Source organism: Aliiglaciecola sp. CAU 1673 (genome assembly GCF_029223185.1).
GTDB lineage: Bacteria > Pseudomonadota > Gammaproteobacteria > Enterobacterales > Alteromonadaceae > Bowmanella.
On record NZ_JARHUG010000011.1, the window covers coordinates 71,362 to 89,705 of the forward strand.

At 52.0% G+C, this 18,344-nt stretch carries 18 protein-coding genes; 1 reads left to right on the forward strand and 17 read right to left on the reverse strand.

Translation table 11 applies throughout. From position 1 onward, the window contains the following. The first annotated feature begins 24 nt into the window (after nucleotides 1–24). On the forward strand, nucleotides 25–993 hold the full coding sequence (locus P2G88_RS11980) for an ABC transporter substrate-binding protein (RefSeq protein WP_275796246.1): 969 nt from the start codon (nucleotides 25–27) through the stop codon (nucleotides 991–993). 66 nt (nucleotides 994–1,059) lie between these two features. On the opposite strand, the gene rpoS is transcribed toward P2G88_RS11980, so the two are convergent. From rpoS to putA, 17 genes are all read right to left on the reverse strand, one after another. Next, nucleotides 1,060–2,043, reverse strand: coding sequence for an RNA polymerase sigma factor RpoS (rpoS, locus tag P2G88_RS11985; RefSeq protein ID WP_275796247.1), 984 nt, complete (start codon nucleotides 2,041–2,043; stop codon nucleotides 1,060–1,062). Between the two features lie 70 nt (nucleotides 2,044–2,113). Continuing rightward, nucleotides 2,114–2,899, reverse strand: a complete 786-nt coding sequence (locus P2G88_RS11990; protein WP_275796248.1) for a peptidoglycan DD-metalloendopeptidase family protein — start codon at nucleotides 2,897–2,899, stop codon at nucleotides 2,114–2,116. A 37-nt stretch (nucleotides 2,900–2,936) separates the two neighbouring features. Beyond that, entirely contained in the window at nucleotides 2,937–3,515 is a 579-nt protein-coding gene (locus P2G88_RS11995; protein WP_275796249.1) for a YqaA family protein, read from the reverse strand. Then, complete coding sequence (locus tag P2G88_RS12000) at nucleotides 3,512–4,162, reverse strand: protein-L-isoaspartate(D-aspartate) O-methyltransferase (protein WP_275796250.1); 651 nt, start codon at nucleotides 4,160–4,162, stop codon at nucleotides 3,512–3,514. Before P2G88_RS12000 ends, P2G88_RS11995 begins: the two co-directional genes overlap by 4 nt. Nucleotides 4,163–4,187: 25 nt before the next feature. Then, nucleotides 4,188–4,934: a 5'/3'-nucleotidase SurE gene (gene surE, locus P2G88_RS12005; RefSeq protein WP_275796251.1), complete on the reverse strand. Its 747-nt coding sequence runs from the start codon at nucleotides 4,932–4,934 to the stop codon at nucleotides 4,188–4,190. A gap of 4 nt (nucleotides 4,935–4,938) precedes the next feature. Continuing rightward, nucleotides 4,939–5,991, reverse strand: coding sequence for a tRNA pseudouridine(13) synthase TruD (locus P2G88_RS12010; protein WP_275796253.1), 1,053 nt, complete (start codon nucleotides 5,989–5,991; stop codon nucleotides 4,939–4,941). Beyond that, entirely contained in the window at nucleotides 5,988–6,470 is a 483-nt protein-coding gene (gene ispF / locus P2G88_RS12015; RefSeq protein ID WP_275796255.1) for a 2-C-methyl-D-erythritol 2,4-cyclodiphosphate synthase, read from the reverse strand. Before ispF ends, P2G88_RS12010 begins: the two co-directional genes overlap by 4 nt. Then, entirely contained in the window at nucleotides 6,467–7,162 is a 696-nt protein-coding gene (ispD, locus tag P2G88_RS12020; RefSeq protein WP_275796257.1) for a 2-C-methyl-D-erythritol 4-phosphate cytidylyltransferase, read from the reverse strand. Before ispD ends, ispF begins: the two co-directional genes overlap by 4 nt. Nucleotides 7,163–7,167: 5 nt before the next feature. Then, nucleotides 7,168–7,443, reverse strand: a complete 276-nt coding sequence (ftsB, locus tag P2G88_RS12025; protein WP_275796259.1) for a cell division protein FtsB — start codon at nucleotides 7,441–7,443, stop codon at nucleotides 7,168–7,170. Nucleotides 7,444–7,581: 138 nt separating this feature from the next. Beyond that, nucleotides 7,582–8,895, reverse strand: a complete 1,314-nt coding sequence (locus P2G88_RS12030; RefSeq protein ID WP_275796261.1) for a S8 family serine peptidase — start codon at nucleotides 8,893–8,895, stop codon at nucleotides 7,582–7,584. A gap of 136 nt (nucleotides 8,896–9,031) precedes the next feature. Further along, nucleotides 9,032–9,985: a magnesium/cobalt transporter CorA gene (corA, locus tag P2G88_RS12035; RefSeq protein ID WP_345798884.1), complete on the reverse strand. Its 954-nt coding sequence runs from the start codon at nucleotides 9,983–9,985 to the stop codon at nucleotides 9,032–9,034. A 9-nt stretch (nucleotides 9,986–9,994) separates the two neighbouring features. Continuing rightward, the gene (locus tag P2G88_RS12040) at nucleotides 9,995–10,966 is read right to left on the reverse strand and encodes a calcium/sodium antiporter (RefSeq protein WP_275796263.1); all 972 of its coding nucleotides are present in this window, start codon (nucleotides 10,964–10,966) and stop codon (nucleotides 9,995–9,997) included. Between the two features lie 36 nt (nucleotides 10,967–11,002). Continuing rightward, on the reverse strand, nucleotides 11,003–11,899 hold the full coding sequence (locus P2G88_RS12045; RefSeq protein ID WP_275796265.1) for an alpha/beta hydrolase: 897 nt from the start codon (nucleotides 11,897–11,899) through the stop codon (nucleotides 11,003–11,005). Beyond that, nucleotides 11,899–13,653, reverse strand: coding sequence for a TIGR03545 family protein (locus tag P2G88_RS12050; RefSeq protein WP_275796267.1), 1,755 nt, complete (start codon nucleotides 13,651–13,653; stop codon nucleotides 11,899–11,901). Before P2G88_RS12050 ends, P2G88_RS12045 begins: the two co-directional genes overlap by 1 nt. Before the next feature lies 1 nt (nucleotide 13,654). Continuing rightward, the gene (locus P2G88_RS12055; RefSeq protein WP_275796269.1) at nucleotides 13,655–14,089 is read right to left on the reverse strand and encodes a TIGR03546 family protein; all 435 of its coding nucleotides are present in this window, start codon (nucleotides 14,087–14,089) and stop codon (nucleotides 13,655–13,657) included. Nucleotides 14,090–14,153: 64 nt separating this feature from the next. Next, complete coding sequence (locus P2G88_RS12060) at nucleotides 14,154–14,804, reverse strand: LysE family translocator (protein ID WP_275796271.1); 651 nt, start codon at nucleotides 14,802–14,804, stop codon at nucleotides 14,154–14,156. 110 nt (nucleotides 14,805–14,914) lie between these two features. Then, the gene (gene putA / locus P2G88_RS12065) at nucleotides 14,915–18,079 is read right to left on the reverse strand and encodes a bifunctional proline dehydrogenase/L-glutamate gamma-semialdehyde dehydrogenase PutA (RefSeq protein ID WP_275796273.1); all 3,165 of its coding nucleotides are present in this window, start codon (nucleotides 18,077–18,079) and stop codon (nucleotides 14,915–14,917) included. Nucleotides 18,080–18,344 lie beyond the last annotated feature (265 nt).

The following is an 18,344-nucleotide window of genomic DNA, read 5'->3' on the forward strand; positions in this document are numbered from 1 at the left end:
ATACGCCCCTTGCAAGCTGATCCGATGTACCTGCTGAAGTATTCAATATTACTAATACTAGCAATCCTCTATCTGCCACGTCCTGCTTTTGCAGATGACAGCGAAGTGGTCATTCCCCTTAACTTCTGGAGTAGCCAGCGGGTATTGTCCAAAGCGGTCGGGACAATACTTGAAGAGCACGGCATGGCAGTGGAGTACAAGGAGATCAGTGCCTCCGATCAATGGGGTGCCATGCAACGAGGCGTTGTGCACTTTCAGGTGGAGGTGTGGCAGTCGTCCATGGAAGGCATATTCAATAGCATGCTGGAAAAGGGACATGTCGTTGATCTTGGCAATCATCAAAGTACCACTCGGGAGGAATGGTGGTATCCCCTTTATGTAGAAGAACAATGCCCGGGTTTACCGGATTGGCAGGCCCTAAAGAGTTGTGCCGCTATCTTTACTAATGGCAGCCACAAGGGGATCTATATCAACGGTCCCTGGGAATATGATGATGCCAACCTTATCCGTGCCCTCGACCTTGAATTTACTCTGGTAAGGGTAGCCAGCGAAGCCGAGCTATGGCGGGCACTTAATCAGGCACAGCAGCATAAGAAGCCGATTCTGATGCTGAATTGGACGCCAAATTGGACAGATAAGTACATCCCCGGACGATTTGTCGAATTTCCAGCGTATCACCCGCAATGCGATATTGAGCCAAGATGGGGGATTAGCCCTGATTTTGTGCGTGATTGCGGCAATCCCAAGCAGGGTTGGTTGAAAAAGGTGGCCTGGCCAGGTCTACAAGGTCACCACCCTTGCGTGGTGGCCTTATTAAAAGCCATGGATTTCAGCACCGAGATGATAGCTGAAGCCTCTTCAATGGTGGCGGTTGAGGGGCAGGACCAGCATGTGGCGGCTAAGCATTGGTTGGATAAGTTTGCCGAAGAGGTGCTTCCCTGGAAAGCCGCTTTGGCTCAATGCCTGGCCGAGCAATCATCTTCAGAGCGCTAATACCAAATCCCATAAAAAAGGCCCGCAAATAGCGGGCCTTTGTACTAGATGACAGACGGGTTGCGACTAGAGCTGCTCTCTACTAAACAGAGATTCCAGATTAAGTCCCTGATGGCCCAGCATATCGCGAAGACGACGTAAGGCTTCTACCTGAATCTGTCTGACTCGCTCACGGGTGAGACCAATTTCAGCACCAACATCTTCAAGGGTAGAGGGCTCGTAGCCCATCAGTCCAAAACGTCTGGCCAGCACTTCTCTTTGCTTGGCATTAAGCTCGTTGAGCCAATGGATAATGCTACTGCGCATATCTTTGTCTTGCAGCTCATCTTCAGGACCATTGCCCTTTTCATCGGCGATGATATCCAACAGGGCTTTATCATTGTCGTTGCCAATGGGCGTATCTACCGAGCTGATGCGCTCATTAAGACGCAGCATCTTGGTCACGTCTTCGACCGGTTTATCCAAGGCCTTGGCAATTTCCTCCGCAGTGGGCTCATGATCTAATTTTTGCGCCAACTCTCTGGCCGCGCGCAGATAAACATTGAGCTCCTTGACCACATGGATGGGCAGGCGGATAGTGCGGGTTTGATTCATAATGGCCCGCTCGATAGTTTGTCGGATCCACCATGTGGCGTAGGTTGAAAATCTGAAGCCCCGTTCCGGATCGAATTTTTCGACCGCACGGATGAGACCCAAATTACCTTCTTCGATTAAGTCCAATAACGCCAGACCACGGTTGTTATAGCGGCGTGCAATTTTCACCACCAGACGAAGGTTACTGACGATCATGCGTTTTCGTGAAGCTTCGCAACCTTTCAGGGCGCGACGAGCGAAATAAACTTCTTCTTCAGCGGTTAATAAGGGGGAAAAGCCGATCTCGCCAAGGTAAAGCTGAGTGGCATCAAGATTCTTGTGCAGGTCGTCCCGGTTAGCCAGGATTTCCTCCATGGGGTCGACTTCGGCATCTTCTTCTTCCAATTCAGATTCGATAACATCATCCAAGTCATCATTCAGGTCGTTTTCCGCGACTGTGGCTTTCTCTTGACCCATGACTGCATCTCCAACATGTTGTAAGGTTTAAATTCTCTGTAGTTTTCTCTCTCTATGTTATTGTTTATTGTTATATTTTTGGGAGAAAGCGCTGCGGATCGACAGACTTCCCCTGATAGCGCACTTCGAAATGCAGCATCACCTGCTTGGCGTCACTATCTCCCATCAAAGCGATCTGTTGTCCGCCTTTCACCCAATCCTGCTCTTTAACCAGAATTTTATCATTGTGGGCATAGGCACTGAGGTAATCGTCGCTGTGTTTGATAATAACCAGTTGGCCAAATCCACGAAGCGCACTACCTGTGTAAACAACTTTACCAGCCGCTGACGCCAAAATGGGCGTCCCACGGGCATTGGCAATGTCGATCCCTTTGTTTCCTTCTTCCGCCAATGAGAACCGACCAACTATTTTGCCTTTGGCAGGCCAGATCCATGTATCGACGTCTGCCGGCATCACCACACTGGCATTTTCTGATGTGGTTTTTTTAACCAGCTTAGAATTACCATACGCCTGCTTAGTGGGTGGGTCAACTGGCTGATTTGCTTTTGTTTTTGAGGTCTGACCAGTGTCTTTTGAAGAGGATTTTGTGTTCTTTTTAGAGGCTGAGCCGAGCTGAATTTGCTGGCCTGGGTAGATGCGATAGGGGGCTTTTATACCATTAATACGGGCCACTTCCTGGTAGTCTTTACCGGCATACCAGGCGATAGAGAAGAGTGTATCGCCTTTCTTGACCGTATAGGTGGCATGGCCGCCTTGCTGGCGAAATTGCTTAAAAGACTTCGGGTTGCTTAATTCAACCACGGGGGCGGGCGCATTGGGACTACTACAGCTGGCCAATACCAGTGGCGTAATCATCAGGACGAGCTTTCTTTCCCGCCGCAACATGGGTGCTTTACCTCAATATCAGGTATGCAGCAATGGCGAGGATCACCGTTCCCCAGCCCAAAATTTCAACGTATTCCCGCATTTTGGCTTCCATCCTCGCGCCCCCCCAGCGCATTAACGCGGCCACCAGGAAAAAGCGCATGCCACGGCCAATGGCAGAAGCCAGTAGAAATGGCAAAAACGCCATCTGCAGAACGCCGGCGCTGATGGTAAAGACTTTATAGGGAATAGGGGAAAAACCGGCTACAAACACCACCCAGACACCATAATGTTCGAACCAACTGATGGCTTGTTCCAGCTTGGCCTGATACCCCATGTTTTCAATAATGGGTTGCAGCATGGATTCGAAGGCGAGCAAGCCTAACAAAAAGCCGGCAATACCGCCTAAGACCGAGCATAGCGTGGTCAATAAAGCATAGTGCCAGGCCCGGTCAGGCTTGGCTAAGGCCATAGGGGCCAGCATCACATCCGGTGGCACTGGAAAAAATACCGACTCAGCAAAGCTCATGCCGCCAAGATAGTACTGGGCATGTTTGTGCCTGGCCCATAGCATGGCTCTGTCATAACAGTATTGGAAAATTCTCAAATGATGGCTCCAGGGACTAAGGGGACAAAGCGAACCGCTTCCACGACTTTCTGTTGGTATTGGTCGCCCTCTTTGGTGACACAGAGAAGCTCTTGATTAGCGTCTCCCACGGGAATGATCAGACGGCCACCTTCATTCAGTTGCTCTAAGAGCATCTGCGGCATATGGCTGGCCGCTGCGGTAACGATAATGGCATCGAAGGGGCCCTTGCTGGCCCAACCTTGCCAACCATCGCCATGCTTCATGCTGACGTTATGCAGGTCCAGCGCCTGCATGCGGCGTTTAGCCTGGTATTGCAGGGATTTAATACGCTCAACGCTGTATACCTTGCCAAATAACTGCGCCAGTATAGCGGTTTGATAGCCGGAGCCGGTGCCAATCTCAAGCACCGACTGTGCTTGATTTGGTGCGTCCAGCAATAGCTCGGTCATTCTGGCAACAATGTAGGGCTGAGAAATGGTTTGTCCCAACCCGATAGGCAAGGCCGTATTCTGATAGGCTTGATGCTTCAGGGCATCAGGCAGGAACATTTCCCTTGGCGTGGCGGCCAGGGCATTGAGCACCTGGGTATTTCTGATCCCTTCCTTGTGAAGGAGTTTCGCCAGGCTCTCGCCTTTACGCGAAATGGGTCTGCTTAATTGGCTCATTCAGTCGAATTCTTGTTGTAGTCGTTCAGAGTTTTTCAATCCAGGTCTGCATACCTTCAAGACTTTGGTAAGCAGTCATATCCACGCTAAGTGGAGTGACAGAGCAGTAGCCGTTGGCAATGGCATGAAAATCCGTGCCGGGCCCTGCATCCTGTTCTTGTCCCACTTTGCCATACCAATAAATTTCCCGCCCCCAGGGATCCTGGCTTCTGACCATGGATTCGGCTCGGTGGCGACGTCCCTGACGGGTAACTTGCAGGCCTTTGAGCTGGTCATAGGGAAGGTCGGGGACATTGATGTTTAATATCTGGTCAGCCGGCAAAGGGTGCTGACCCAGGTGGCGAATAATATCCAGTACTACCTTGGCGGCGGTATCGAAATGTCCACCATGGTAATTGCACAAAGAAACAGCGATGGCCGGTAAACCCATATACCGCCCTTCGGTAGCGGCCGCGACAGTGCCAGAGTAAATCACATCGTCACCCAGGTTTGCGCCATGGTTGATGCCGGATACGACTAGCTGTGGATCTTCCTGCATAAAGCTGTTTATGCCCAAATGCACGCAATCGGAGGGGGTGCCACTGACGGCGTAAAAGCCGCTTTTCATCTGTGAAATGCGCAAAGGTTGCTGCAGCGACAAGGAGTTGCTCGATCCGCTGCAGTTTCTGTCAGGTGCTATCACAACGACGTCGTGCTCGGTAGCCAAAGCTTGATGAAGACTGGCCAAACCCTCTGCATGCACACCATCGTCATTACTGAGCAAAATTCTCATGGCTTTAGGCCTTATTCTCTGTTGCGGCGTTGTTCATCTGGTTTTCCTGGGGCACTTGTAGCAATTCGCGGACAACGGCGGTCGCAAATGCGCCGGCTGGCAGCGTAAAGCGAATATGCAGATGGTTATCTTCAAAACGCCATTCAAGATTTTCCGGGTAAAGTGCAAGTGCCCGCCGTTCTTGCTTCAATCCCAGCGCCGCTAAGCCATCTGCCAGTTTCTGATTACGCTTGGCGATACGTTGTTCAAAGTCCTTCGCCAGTCCCTGATTGGGCAGTTCGCCCTCGCCCCACAATGGGGCCGATAATACAATATCTCGTTGCTGTAAACGTTTTTCGATATCTTCATCAACTTCGGTGGCGCAAAAAAAACTATGGGTGCCAGCCAGGATCATAATATCGCCTTGCAAGGGACGATGGAAATGGCCGGCGGTAATTCGTTCACTGATTGTTTCGTTAAACAACCAGGCGCGCAGGGCCGAAATAGCCATGCTGCGCTTTTGCCTGTCACGGATTTGCTCGCCGTCCAACATCCGTTGGCCCAAATGCAAATTACCGTTATTGCGGCCAAAGCGCTGTTCACCAAAATAATTGGGCACGCCTTGGCTAAGTAGCGCAATGCGCTTTTCTACATCCTGAGGATCGCTGATATCCCTTATCACTAACTCGAAGTCATTGGCTTTGTGAATACCGGTGCGCAACTTTTTGTTGTGACGCACCGCTTTAAGGATTTGCACGCCTTCGATACTGGCCTGTTGCCAGTCTGGTTCAGATTTGCCCGGCAGATGCACCCCGATCCACTGTTCGGTGATGGCAAACTTGTCTTTGCGCCCGGAAAAACTCACCTGACGTGGATGTACCTTGGCAAAACGCGCCAGTTGCTCCGCTACCCAAGCAGTATTGGCACCGTCTTTGCGGATCCATAAAAACACATGCTCGCCATCACCGCTGGGCTCAAAACCCAGCCGTTCGCGTACAATAAAGTCAGTGTTTTGTGCCTTCAGGCGGCCCGTGCTAAGCGGACGGCCTTGTACATAGTGCCAATGCTCTGTGTTCAACGGACTGCCTCAAGTAATACCACGGCATGGCATCCAATGCCTTCCTTGCGACCGGTAAAGCCGAGCTTCTCGGTGGTGGTGGCCTTAACGTTGACCTGATCCATTTTGGCATCCAGATCTTGAGCAATCTTTTCTCGCATCGCGTCTATATGCGGCGCCATGCGCGGCGACTCGGCCACAACGGTGACATCCAGGTTACCCAGTCGATAGCCTTTTTCTCTCACCAGTGAGAACACATGCCGCAATAACACTCGGCTATCCGCATTGGCATAGGCTTCATCCGTATCAGGGAAGTGTTTGCCGATATCGCCCATGGCCAGAGCGCCCAGCAAGGCATCACAGATGGCATGCAAGGCCACATCGCCGTCTGAATGGGCAAGCAGGCCTTGCACATAGTCAATTTCGACACCACCGATATAAATCGGACCCGGACCGCCAAAGCGATGCACGTCGAAACCATGACCTATACGAATTTTCATGATGCCTCCCTGAATTTTTGCTTAAGATAAAACTCGGCTAAGGCCAGATCTTCCGGCCGCGTCACTTTGATATTACTGGAACAGCCCTCAACCAAATGCACCGGATGGTTGGCCCATTCCATCGCGGAGGCTTCATCGGTGATATTCACCCCTTGGGTTAATGCATTTTGTAGTGCGTCTGTTAAGGCTTTAGCTGGGAAAAACTGAGGGGTCAGCGCATGCCACAGATTGCTGCGGTCTTCGGTTCTGGCCACCATCCGATAGGCATCAGCACGTTTCATGGTGTCGCGCACCGGGGTGGCTAAAATGCCACCGACAGCCCCTTCACTCAGCAACAGCAACTTGTCCAGATCCCCATGAGAAAGACAGGGTCTTGCCGCGTCATGCACCAGCACCCAGTCCTGATCTGAAAGGGCTTGCAAACCAGCGAGCACTGAGTCGGCGCGCTCCTTGCCGCCTTGTACCCTTGTGATCCAGGGCGCATCCGCAACCGGAAGTTCGTCGAAGTAGGGGTCTTGCGGGTGCAACGCCAGTACAATGCGTTCAATACGCGGGTGGCTTATCAGGTTTTCCAGGGTATGCTCCAGCAGGGTTTTACCTGCCAGTGCCAAATATTGTTTGGGTTTACCAGCGCCCATGCGTTTCCCAACGCCCGCCGCGGGCACGATGACAGTAAAACAGGACATCTGCATGGCGGTCATTGAGAAGGGAGAATACGATAAAAGGTTTCGCCGTCTTTAATCAGGCCTAATTCGTTTCGGGCCCGTTCTTCGATAGCCTCCAGACCAATTTTCAGGTCTTCTATATCGGCTTTAAGCAGACTGTTGCGCTGAGTCAGGTTGGCATTTTGCTCGCGTTGAAGTTCCACTTCATGCTTCATTTGCCAATAATCCGGAATACTGTGTTTACCAAACCAGAGACGATATTGCAGCAGGCACAGCAGCGTCAGCAGCACCAGGCTAATCCATCTCATGCAAATATACCGGTTTGGTTACGAATGCCCTTTATTATGCCGCCTGCAGGAATTGCCGCAATGCTTTTATCAGAAGCACAAAGAAAAGGGCCGGCAAAGCGGCCCAGGAGTTATTTCAAGCTGACCAATGATGGGCGATTAGTAACCGCTGTGGGCAACACCATGACCGTAGTAATCGTCTTTACCAGGTTTGCCCATATCGATAGCGCGCTTACGCATTTCCCGCTTCACATGCGCCGGGTCCATATCACCGCCGTTTTCACTGATGATTAGGGCTGCCACGCCAGCTGCATGGGGAGAAGCCATACTGGTGCCTGCGCTCCAGTACCAACCGTTATTACCAACGCTGAATACTAGGTCGAAGACCCAGCATGGAAGGGTTCTGCCATTAACGGTGCAAATCTCATTTCCCGGATAGTCTGCGCTGCCACCTGGCGCACCAAAATCGACACCACTGGTACCATAGTTGGTGTAGGAAGCCGGAACCAGAGTGGCATTTTCAGGATTGCCAGCCCAATTCAGGGTTGTCAGGGCGCTGATTGGAATGCCTTTTTCCGCGGTATCCATAAAGCGCACGATATTGCCGTCACCATCCTGATTTTGCCCATCGTTTCCGGCCGAGTAGATTACCGTGGTGCCTTGTTTCTCGGTAAAAGCCACCGCTTTTCTGACTGCATTGGCTAACTGGGTAATACTTTCTTCAGAGCGTGGCACCATAGCGCCCAGGCTCATATTGATTACATCGGCATCGACCATCGCTGCATGGTAAATACCGGCAATCACATTGGCGAAACTGCCGCTACCGGCGTCACCCAATACTTTGACGGCGACCAATTCGGCTTCAGGGGCTACGCCGATAACGCCAAAACCGTTGTCAGCCGCCAAAATAGTACCCGCAACGTGAGAGCCGTGGCTGAAAGTGTCGGGCAGAGTGTACTGCAAACCTTCACCAGTAAAATCGGCGCTCAGCGCCAGATTGAGGTTAGGGGCGAGATCGGGGTGATCAATATCAAAACCGCCATCCAGGACCGCTACGCGAACGCCTTGACCGCGCACGCCGGCGGCCCATGCTTGTTGTGCGCCAACAAAGTTATGTCCCCACTGGCGGTCAAAGAAGAAATCGTCGTCACCACTGTTAGGCGGAAAACCGGCTTCAACCTCTACGTGGTTGTAGACAGGGTTTGCGGTGTCGAAGCCTACATCAGCCACCACGGCTTGCACGCCACGAATTTTCTTACTGAACTGTGCAGAATTCGATTCAGCTACCGCCAACCCAAAAGGGTAGTTGGCTTTCATGGTGCCACCGGCATCACTGATCTGTTGGGCTATATCGTTTGGTAGACCACCGTTTTTGCCAATAATCAGATAGCTTTCTGCACTAACATGGACTGATACGCCAAGAGCAAGTAGGGAAAGGGATGCAATAAAAGACGAGGTTTTTTCATTCTTCAATCCTTGTTGTTTTTAGAATATTCGCAGGACTGCTCATTAACTGCACAGTCAGTATAGGAATAAGCTAATGAAGAACTGCTCAGATCAGTGAGCCTGGCGGTCTGAAGTTTAAGTCTATGAAAGCATTAGGGAAAAGCTAGAGCCAGCCTTTGTACTTAAAAAACAGGTAGGGTGTCACGCCCGATAACACCATTAATCCCAAAGCCCAGGGATAGCCAAGCAGCCATTGTAATTCGGGCATGTGGGCGAAATTCATACCATAGATACTGGCCACCAGGGTAGGCGGCAGGAAGACTACCGCGGCGATAGAGAAAATTTTGATGATCTGGTTTTGCTCTATGTTGATAAAGCCCTGTGTGGAGTCCATCAAGAAGTTGATTTTGTCGAACAAAAACGTGGTGTGTGACATCAGGGTTTCAATGTCGCGCATGATTTCGCGACAGGATTCCTGCAACTCCGGCGCCTCGCGCAGGTGCCGCAACAAAAAGGAGATAGCCCGTTGGGTGTCCATCAAACACAGACGGATTTTACCGTTGCTGTCTTCTGACTTAGCGAGCTGGGCAATAGCCTCTTCAAGATCTGACCCTTCCTCTTCCAGCACCAGAAAACTGGTTTTTTCCAGGCGCCGGTGGATATCTTCCAAATTGTCGGCCAGATTCTCGACTTTCTGTTCCAGCAAGGTGACCAGTAGCTCAGCGGCGCTGTTGCTTTCTACCTGACCTCTGCGCGCCCGCATACGCAGTAGGCGAAAGTCTGCCAGCTCGCAGTCACGGATGGTTATCAGTCGGTTGGGCTGCAAAATGCAGGCTACCGAGCTGGTCAGGTGCCGACCCTCACTTTGGGTGAGAAACAGAGAGTGTACATGGATGCCGGCCTGATCCACGAAATAGCGGGCCGAGGCTTCGATTTCCTCCATCTCGTCCAACTCGGGCAGATCCACGCGGCTGAATCGTTGCAGCAGAAGCCGCTCCTCCTCTTCAGGCTCCTGGGCATCCAGCCAATGGGCATCGACCATGGCCTGCTCCAGACCCAAGCCATCACTGTCCATTTCCAGAATGGCGCCATTGTCGAAGGTGAAGAGTTTGAACATGGAGTGTCCTTATTCGCCGATGATTTGATAGCCCAGATAACCGGTGTAACCAATATAGGCCATAAGCAATAACCCTCCTTCCAGGCGGTTAATGCGTCTGGGGCCTTTGAAACCAATGCCCATTACCAGCAGCATGACAGTGAGTCCGAGCATCACCATCCAATCTCGGCTCAATACTTCCGGGGCAACATCGAGGGGATGGATGCCGGCCGCAATCCCCACCACCGCCAGGGTATTGAAGAGGTTGGAACCAAGCACATTACCCAGAGCAAGATCATGTTCGCCTTTTTTGGCTGCCATAATGGATGAGGCCAGCTCCGGCAAAGAGGTGCCGATAGCGACGATGGTCAGACCGATAACCAAGTCGCTTACCCCCAGATCCTGGGCAATGGTAACCGCCCCCCAGACTAAGATGCGGGAACTGAGAACCAACACCAACAATCCCAGCAACAACCAGAATATGGCTTTGTTGAATGGCAGAGGATGGCTGGCGAGTTCAGCATCTACATCGGCACTTAAATGGTCTGAGCGTTGGCGTATACCTTGAACGATGGACCAACCCATCAGCAGTACCAGCAATCCAATTAACACCAATGCATCCAATCGGCCAAGATTGCCATCCATTAACTGCCACCCTGCCAGCAGGGTAACCCCTAATAGAATCGGGAATTCCTTGCGGATAATCTGTGATTGCACAGCAATAGGTGCCAACACTGCTGTCATGCCCAAAATAAGGGCAATATTGGTGATATTGGAACCATACGCATTGCCCAGCGCCAGCCCTGGATTGCCGTCGGAGGCGGCCAATGCGGAAACCACCATTTCAGGGGCAGAGGTGCCAAAACCGATGATCACAATACCAATCAGCAGTGCCGGCATGCCCAAATGGCGAGCGGTGGCAGAAGCACCCTCGACAAATTTATCTGCACTCCAAACCAACAATCCCAGACCTACCAGTATTGCCAAAATCGCTGCGGTCACGTCATCCTCACCTGCTGTTATTATTGGGCGCCTGTTTTAACGCGTACGGGGCCCGGATGTAAATGGTTTTATTAACTTTAAAAACGCGTCGACCATTTGCTGAGGGGCTTCAAGCTGAGGGTAGTGGCCAGTGGCTAAGGAAATCGTTTTATGCCCGGGGAGGAGTTCAACAAAGCGCTCACGCATATGTTCTCCCGAAATAGGATCTTCCCGTCCGTTAATAAAGGCCAAGGGGGTGTGGCATTGCTGCATGGCTTCAACCCATAGATCTCGATATTGGAAACGCTCATTCAGGTAACCCAGCAAAGCCGGGACCACTCTTTTTCCCTTATTCTCGTTAAGTAGCGCCCAGATAGCATCAATATCGGTTGATGCAGGCGGCGTAGCCTTGGCAAAGATTTTGTTGAAGCCTTTGCGCAAGTTGGACTTTGACAACAGTTTGGCCACCAGCGGGCCAAGCGCCCCTCTTAATAATGTCTGTGTGAAAAGTGGTCGATGTGCTTCGGCAAACAGACCGCCGTTCAAAAAGGTGATGCTGTCGAGGCGACATTCAAGCCGCCCCTGCTGCTGTCTGAGCAAGAGTTCCTGTGCCACTGATACCCCGTAGTCGTGGGCAAGCACATGACAATCTTCGATGTTTTTGCTTTTTAGCAAGGCGTCAACAATATCTGCCTGCGCCAGCAGACTGTAGCGATGCGGGTGGGGTTTGTCGGAGAGGCCAAAGCCGAGGAAATCCAGGGCCAGCAACTGAAAATGTTCGGACAGGGGTTGCCAGATGTCATGCCAATCCCAGGATGCGCTGGGAAACCCATGCAACAGCAGCAGCGTGGGTTTATGGTCATTGCCTGATTGCCACGTTGCAATCTGATAACCGCACAACTGGCTCATGTGAGCCAGTTGACGGTACTGCTCCAGGTCGGCAAAAACGGGCATCAGTTGCCGAATAACTTGCCTTTGAGCTTATCTTTAAGCTTGTCTTTTTCTTTGTCTATGGCGCCTTTAAGCTGGGCATTGAGCATGTCTTCAACACTGCCAAGGTTACCGGCGGCCAGCTCATCCCATTTAAGCCATTGCTCCAAATTGGCATTCTGCTCTCCTAAGGTGCCGGAGATTTTGTCGTTCAAACGGCTCTTAAGTTCATCCAGCTTGCCCTTGGCTTCGCCACCTAATCCGGCCAATAAGGCCCCGCCTAACTGCTTGTCCAGATCTGAGCGAATAGAGAAATCTGGCGCTTCCAGACTACCGCCTATACCGGTTTTCAGATTCAAACTGGTGAGCTGATTCAAAGAGTCGGCCAGAATGCGGGTTAGCTTGTTCTGTCCCTCTGCCAGAATTTTCAAGTCGGCCATCTGAATTTGCCCCTGGCCATCCAGCTGATTGGCAGCGATTTTCAGCTGTCCGCTTGAGCCCAGAACGGCCTGCTGCAACTGACCTTTGAGTTTTTCACTGTTCATCAGCGGCATATCGGCTAACTTAATCCCTGCGAGGTTCCAGCGTTGTCCGCCTTTAAAGCCATCTTCTGCCAGCCACAAGTCACCATCCACCTTTAAGGACTGCCAAAGCGGATTTTGCGGGGCATCGAGCACGAAGGTGGTGGCCTTGCCTATGCGCTCGTGTTCGGTGGTGATATTCTGCCACAGGCTATTGAGGGCATATTCCTGCCAGGACAGGGAGATCTCGGCTTCACGCACCAGCAGCATGGGTAGTGGTTGGGTGTCGGTAAACTCGATATAGCGACCCGGGCCGCTATTCTCTACGACTTCTTCTTGTGTGGCTTCTAAGGCCGGTGCCAGCATGTCATAGGCGGCAAATAAGCGGTCGGCCCAGGCGTTGATTTTGGGGCCAAACATGGCCTGGCTGACAGATTTGATGCTTTCTACATCGCCGCCCACCAGAGATTTAAGCAGGTCATAGTCTTGGCCGGGCGCGGCTTTAAGCTCGGCAAGTCCCTCGCCAAGTTCCTGCTTGGCACTGGTCACGGCTTCTTTGAAGCTGACAATCTTGGCCTTTTCCTGTTTCAGCTCTTCTTTGAGGGCGTCGAAACGTTCCTTGGCCTTAGCCAGATCGGCAGGGTTCTGGAAGTCTGTATTTTTCAACTCTTCGATTTTAGCCTTATAAGCCTCGATGCTTTCCTTATTGGGAAGTGCTTCATATTGCTGCTTTAAGTTGGCTTGATGCTTTTGATAGGCGCTTTTCACTTGCTCTACCGCTTTGTCGGTTTTCAGCGGAGAACTGGCCAGCATTTCATCAACGCTGGGTAAGGCCGACAAATCTGGCAACAAGGTGGATAAATCTGGCAAATTGCTGGGCGCTGGCTCACGTAGTACCTTGCCTGGACGCGCCCGGGGCTGGTCAAACTTAAGGCCGGTGGCCACCAGCTTGTCGACAATGAGTTTTTTATTAAATAGCGGCCTTAGCTCCACATCGGCGCTGACCACTTCTGCGGTTAGCTTGTTATGCGTGGGCTTGGCCGGATCGGTGATTTGTACTCCATGCAGTTTTACATGGAAGGGGGACAGGGTAGAAGTGACCGAGTCCACATTGACTTCGGCGCCATGGGCAATAGCCCCCCCTTCTTCAACCGCCATCTTGATCCATTGATCACGAAAAATCAGGGTAGCTGCAACCAGCAAACCAACAATAATTACAAAGGCAATCAGGCCCTTTACTCTTATCCAACGATTCATCTCAGGCCTCCTTTGCTTTGTGGTTACCGACCATGCGTTTGGCCGCATAGGCGCCAAGCACCAATACCACCGGGAAAAGCATCAATGACAGTACCAGGCTGCCAAAGGTCAGGGTGTGGTTAAACTGACTGATAGGACCCAAGGCGCTGTTATAAAAAGCGGTCCACAAATCCTGGTAGCCTGGATTGGTCAGCAGGCTTTCCCCCAGGGATGCCATGGTCTGTGCAAAAAGTGGTGATAAAAGTGAAAACAGCAAAAAGCCGAACAGGGCGCTGAGTAAATGCACCCTGAAAAAGAGCACGATAAACAGCACAATCAGATTATGCAGACTGAGTAAGGGGGTCAGTCCGATAATCATGCCCAGCGCCAAACCCAGTCCCATAGACCAGGGGTTGGCCTTGAGATTAAGCAGGCTTGTCATGGTGTTTGAAGTCATCTGCAAAACATCCTTGAGTGATTGGAAACCAAAATTGATAAAATTCTAGCAGGCGATCAATAGCTTAGGAGGTTTGTGAGGTATTTTGTAGCTCTTCACCCACAATAAAAGCTGCCAGTGCCAGCAGGATCCCGCCAGATAGCTTGTCCTGCCAATAGGCAAAACTACTGTGGCCCGCCAGCCATTTGCCAAGTTTATGGGATAGCATGGCCACCAAGAGATCGCAGCAAAGCGCGATAAGGGCATAGACCAAGCCCAATACCAGCAATTGACTGGTCACTGAGCCGGCGTCATCCCGAACAAATTGCGGCAAAAAAGCCAGGAAAAACAGTGCGGTTTTTGGGTTGGTCAGTTCTACCACCAGGCTTTGCCTGAATATGGTCGGCACCGATAAATGGCGCAGTGGCTTTGGTGTGTCGATATCAGCGGGTTTGGCGCGAAGGTACTGAAACCCCAGGTACACCAGATAAGCTGCCCCGGCGAGTTTTAAACCGATGTATGCAAGGGGAGAGTATTTGAATACGGCTGCTAAACCCAATGCGGTGGCCACAACATAGGTCAGCGAGCCAATGGCTAATCCTCCCGCAGCGGCAATGCCGGCCTGATGACCTTGCGACAGGCTGCGGGCCATAATGTACAAATTGGACGGGCCAGGCGAGAGACTAAGCAGTATGCAAGCCAGGGAAAAGGTCAGTAGCAGTTCAATAGAAGGCATGGTATTCGAAAATCCTCTGCTGTTGTTTATTTCTAACCTCTGGCGTTTAGAGCTGCAAATAAAAAACGCCCATCGCCTAGAGGCAACGGGCGTTCTAACGTTGAGCTTTATTACTCGCCTAAGCTTAGCAGCGTGGTATTGCCGCCTATGGCGGTCACGTTGTTGGTACGGGTTTTCTCCGTTACAAAACGGGCCAGGTAGTGCGGACCACCTGCTTTTGGACCTGTACCGGACAACCCTTGTCCACCGAAAGGTTGCACGCCAACCACTGCACCAATCTGGTTACGGTTGATGTAAACGTTGCCCACATTGACCATATCGGCGATGTAGGCGGCACGGGATTCATTGCGGGTATGAATGCCCAGGGTTAACCCAAAGCTGGTGGCATTGATCTCGTTAATAACCTTGTTGAGCTCTTTGGCCTGATAGCGCACGACGTGCAAGATGGGACCAAAATGCTCTTTGCTCAAACGACGGATGCTGTCTATTTCAACGGCCGTTGGGCAAATAAAGCTGCCATCGCTGCTTTGTGCGGACATCGGGGCTTTGGCAATCAACTTGCCTTCACGGCTGATGGTGTCGATATGGTCCTGCAAATTGGCCTGTGCTTTGGCATCGATGACCGGACCCACATCCGTTTTGTAGTGCATCGGATCGCCCACATGCAATTCCTGCATAGCGCCTTTTAATAGTTCAATCACACGCTCTGCTACATCTTCCTGCACGTATAGCACGCGAAGGGCGGAACAGCGCTGACCGGCGCTCATAAAGGCAGAAGTTACCGCATCTTTGACCACCTGCTCGGGCAGTGCAGTGCTGTCTACGATCATGGCGTTCTGACCGCCGGTTTCGGCAATCAGTGTGGCAATGGCGCCGTCACGCTCTGCCAAGGAGCGGTTAATGGCTTTTGCGGTATCGGTGCTGCCGGTAAAACAGACGCCGGTGATACGGTTGTCTGAGGTCAGCAAAGGACCAATCTCACTGCCTTTGCCGGGCAGCAATTGAATGACATCGGCCGGGATCCCGGCTTGCAGCATCAACTGCACAGCGCGATGGGCAATAAGACTGGTTTGCTCCGCCGGTTTGGCAATCACAGTATTACCCGTTACCAGAGCGGCCACGATCTGGCCGGCAAAAATGGCCAGCGGGAAATTCCAGGGGCTGATACAGACGAATACACCACGGCCTTGTACGAAGAGTTCGTTGAGCTCGCCGGTAGGACCAACCAAAGGACCATGGTAAGCAAACAGCTTGCGGGCTTCCTGGGCGTAGTAACGGCAGAAATCCACTGCTTCACGCACTTCGTCAATACCATCTTGCAACAGTTTGCCGGCTTCCAGGGTGCACAAGGCGATCAGCTCATGCTTGTGCTCTTCCATCAGATCAGCCAATTTCTCCAAGGCGGTCGCGCGCATTTCTACGGAGCTGCGGCTCCAGTTGGGGAATGCGTCTACGGCGGCATCGATGGCTTGCTTAATGGCAGCCTCATCAGCCCAGTGAATAGAGCCCACTTGCTGCTGATGGATTTGCGGTGACACGACCGGCTGTACATTGCTGGTTTGCAGGGACTTGCCGCGCACGATGGGACCTGCCTGCCATTGATGCCCTTCAAAGGCTTTTACTTTGTCCATGAAGGGGTCGTACATGGACTGGATATGCAGGTTAGTCCCCATGGAATTTTTACGATTAACATAAATATTGCCAGGCAATGGGATCTTGTCATTGGCCAGGCTTGGCAAGTGTTGCAGGCTTTCCAGCGGATGGCTGACCAGGCTCTCTACTGGAGTATCGGGATCCACCAGTTTATGCACAAAAGAGCTGTTAGCACCGTTTTCCAACAGGCGACGCACCAGATAGGGCAGCAAGTCACGGTGGGCGCCCACAGGCGCATATATACGCACGTTCATACCGGGATTGTCGGCTAACAGACAATCATAGAGTTCTTCACCCATGCCGTGCAGACGCTGGAACTCAAAGTCACGGCTACTGGCCAAGCGGCGAATGGCGGTCACAGTGTGCGCGTTGTGGGTGGCAAACATGGGGTAAATGTGGCCGGCCGTGTGTTCGCTGAGCAGGTATCTGGCGCAGGCCAGATAGCTGACATCGGTGCTGGCCTTGCGGGTAAATACCGGGTAGCCCTCGATGCCCATCTGTTGGCACAGCTTGACCTCAGAATCCCAATAAGCCCCTTTGACCAAACGTACCGGAATGGTGTCGCCTTGATCTTTGGCCAACTGGGTGATCCACATCAGCACCGGCAAGGCGCGCTTGGAGTAGGCCTGGACCACAATACCCAGCATGCCCCAGCCTTTGATCTGCTCGCTGCGATAAACCTTTTCAATCAGTTTTAAAGAAAGCTCCAGTCGATCGGCTTCCTCGGCGTCAATATTCACGCCCACATTATGTTGACGGGCCAGGGCCACCAGTTTGATCACCGAATCGGCCATCTCGGTCATGACGCGATCTTCATTGGCCACTTCATAGCGTGGATGCAGGGCTGACAACTTAATGGAAATAGTGGGGCGTGAAGGATATTCGCCTTCAAAGCTCTCTTTGCCAATGGCCTCGATGGCGTTGGCATAGGCATCGAAATACTTCTGCGCATCATCGGCGGTCAATGCCGCTTCACCAAGCATATCGTAAGAATGGGTGTAGCCAGTTTTACGTTGTTTGCGACTGGCTTTGAGCGCCTCTTCGATAGTGCGACCAAGCACGAACTGCTGACCCATGATCTTCATGGCCGCATACATGGCCTTACGCACCACGGGTTCGCCAAGACGAGACACCAGTTTATCCAGCACATTCTCACTGTCAGCATTGGCCGGTTTGTCCAGATGGAACAATTTGCCGGTCAGCATCAAACCCCAGGTGGACGCATTCACCAACAGCGAATCGCTTTGTTTGAGGTGGCTACGCCAGTCAGCACCGGATAACTTGTCTTTGATCAGTGCATCGGCGGTGCCGGCATCAGGGATACGCAGCAGGGCTTCGGCCAGACACATGAGGATCACGCCCTCATTGGTATCCAGGCTGTATTGCTGCAGGAAGGCATCGATGCCATCTCCGCCCTTGGCTTCCTTACGCACGGCCTGCACCAGACGCGTGGCCTCCAGGCGTAGGCTTTCCATGGTGTCCTGCTCTTGGGGAATAAGACTAATCAGCTCATTCAGATAGGCATTTTCGTCGACGATATAGTTATTGCTGATGATGGCCGGCAATTCGGACAGCGACGGCAACTGGTACTGATTGTTCAGAAGAACACTGGCTTTAAACATGGCAAACCCACTCCACATTCGAGATCACGGCCAAAAGCAACGCCCGCCTGACGGGAGGGGCTTGGCCAGCATTGTTGCGTTTTCTGCGGTCTTTTGACCGCGTTCATCGGGAAATTTTCGCGGAGTATAATCGCAATAATGGTAGATTGTATACAAAATACAGTCCGCATTTATCCTGCTATAAATCACCCTGTGAATAGGCCCCGAATACGGGGCCCAGCCTGCTCTCTGGTCGGTCCTGTTTCGGCCGTTCTTATGGCCGCTA

Excerpts from the sequence above, each read along its gene's own strand:
- ispD (WP_275796257.1), bottom strand. The coding sequence starts at position 7,162 with ATGCAGATGTCCTGTTTTACTGTCATCGTGCCCGCGGCGGGCGTTGGG.
- ispF (WP_275796255.1), bottom strand. The coding sequence starts at position 6,470 with ATGAAAATTCGTATAGGTCATGGTTTCGACGTGCATCGCTTTGGCGGT.
- surE (WP_275796251.1), bottom strand. The coding sequence starts at position 4,934 with ATGAGAATTTTGCTCAGTAATGACGATGGTGTGCATGCAGAGGGTTTG.
- P2G88_RS12055 (WP_275796269.1), bottom strand. The coding sequence starts at position 14,089 with ATGACTTCAAACACCATGACAAGCCTGCTTAATCTCAAGGCCAACCCC.
- corA (WP_345798884.1), bottom strand. The coding sequence starts at position 9,985 with ATGTTCAAACTCTTCACCTTCGACAATGGCGCCATTCTGGAAATGGAC.
- P2G88_RS11990 (WP_275796248.1), bottom strand. The coding sequence starts at position 2,899 with ATGATTACGCCACTGGTATTGGCCAGCTGTAGTAGTCCCAATGCGCCC.
- P2G88_RS12045 (WP_275796265.1), bottom strand. The coding sequence starts at position 11,899 with ATGCCCGTTTTTGCCGACCTGGAGCAGTACCGTCAACTGGCTCACATG.
- P2G88_RS12060 (WP_275796271.1), bottom strand. The coding sequence starts at position 14,804 with ATGCCTTCTATTGAACTGCTACTGACCTTTTCCCTGGCTTGCATACTG.
- P2G88_RS11980 (WP_275796246.1), top strand. The coding sequence starts at position 25 with ATGTACCTGCTGAAGTATTCAATATTACTAATACTAGCAATCCTCTAT.
- rpoS (WP_275796247.1), bottom strand. The coding sequence starts at position 2,043 with ATGGGTCAAGAGAAAGCCACAGTCGCGGAAAACGACCTGAATGATGAC.
- ftsB (WP_275796259.1), bottom strand. The coding sequence starts at position 7,443 with ATGAGATGGATTAGCCTGGTGCTGCTGACGCTGCTGTGCCTGCTGCAA.
- P2G88_RS12050 (WP_275796267.1), bottom strand. The coding sequence starts at position 13,653 with ATGAATCGTTGGATAAGAGTAAAGGGCCTGATTGCCTTTGTAATTATT.
- putA (WP_275796273.1), bottom strand. The coding sequence starts at position 18,079 with ATGTTTAAAGCCAGTGTTCTTCTGAACAATCAGTACCAGTTGCCGTCG.
- P2G88_RS12000 (WP_275796250.1), bottom strand. The coding sequence starts at position 4,162 with ATGAGCCAATTAAGCAGACCCATTTCGCGTAAAGGCGAGAGCCTGGCG.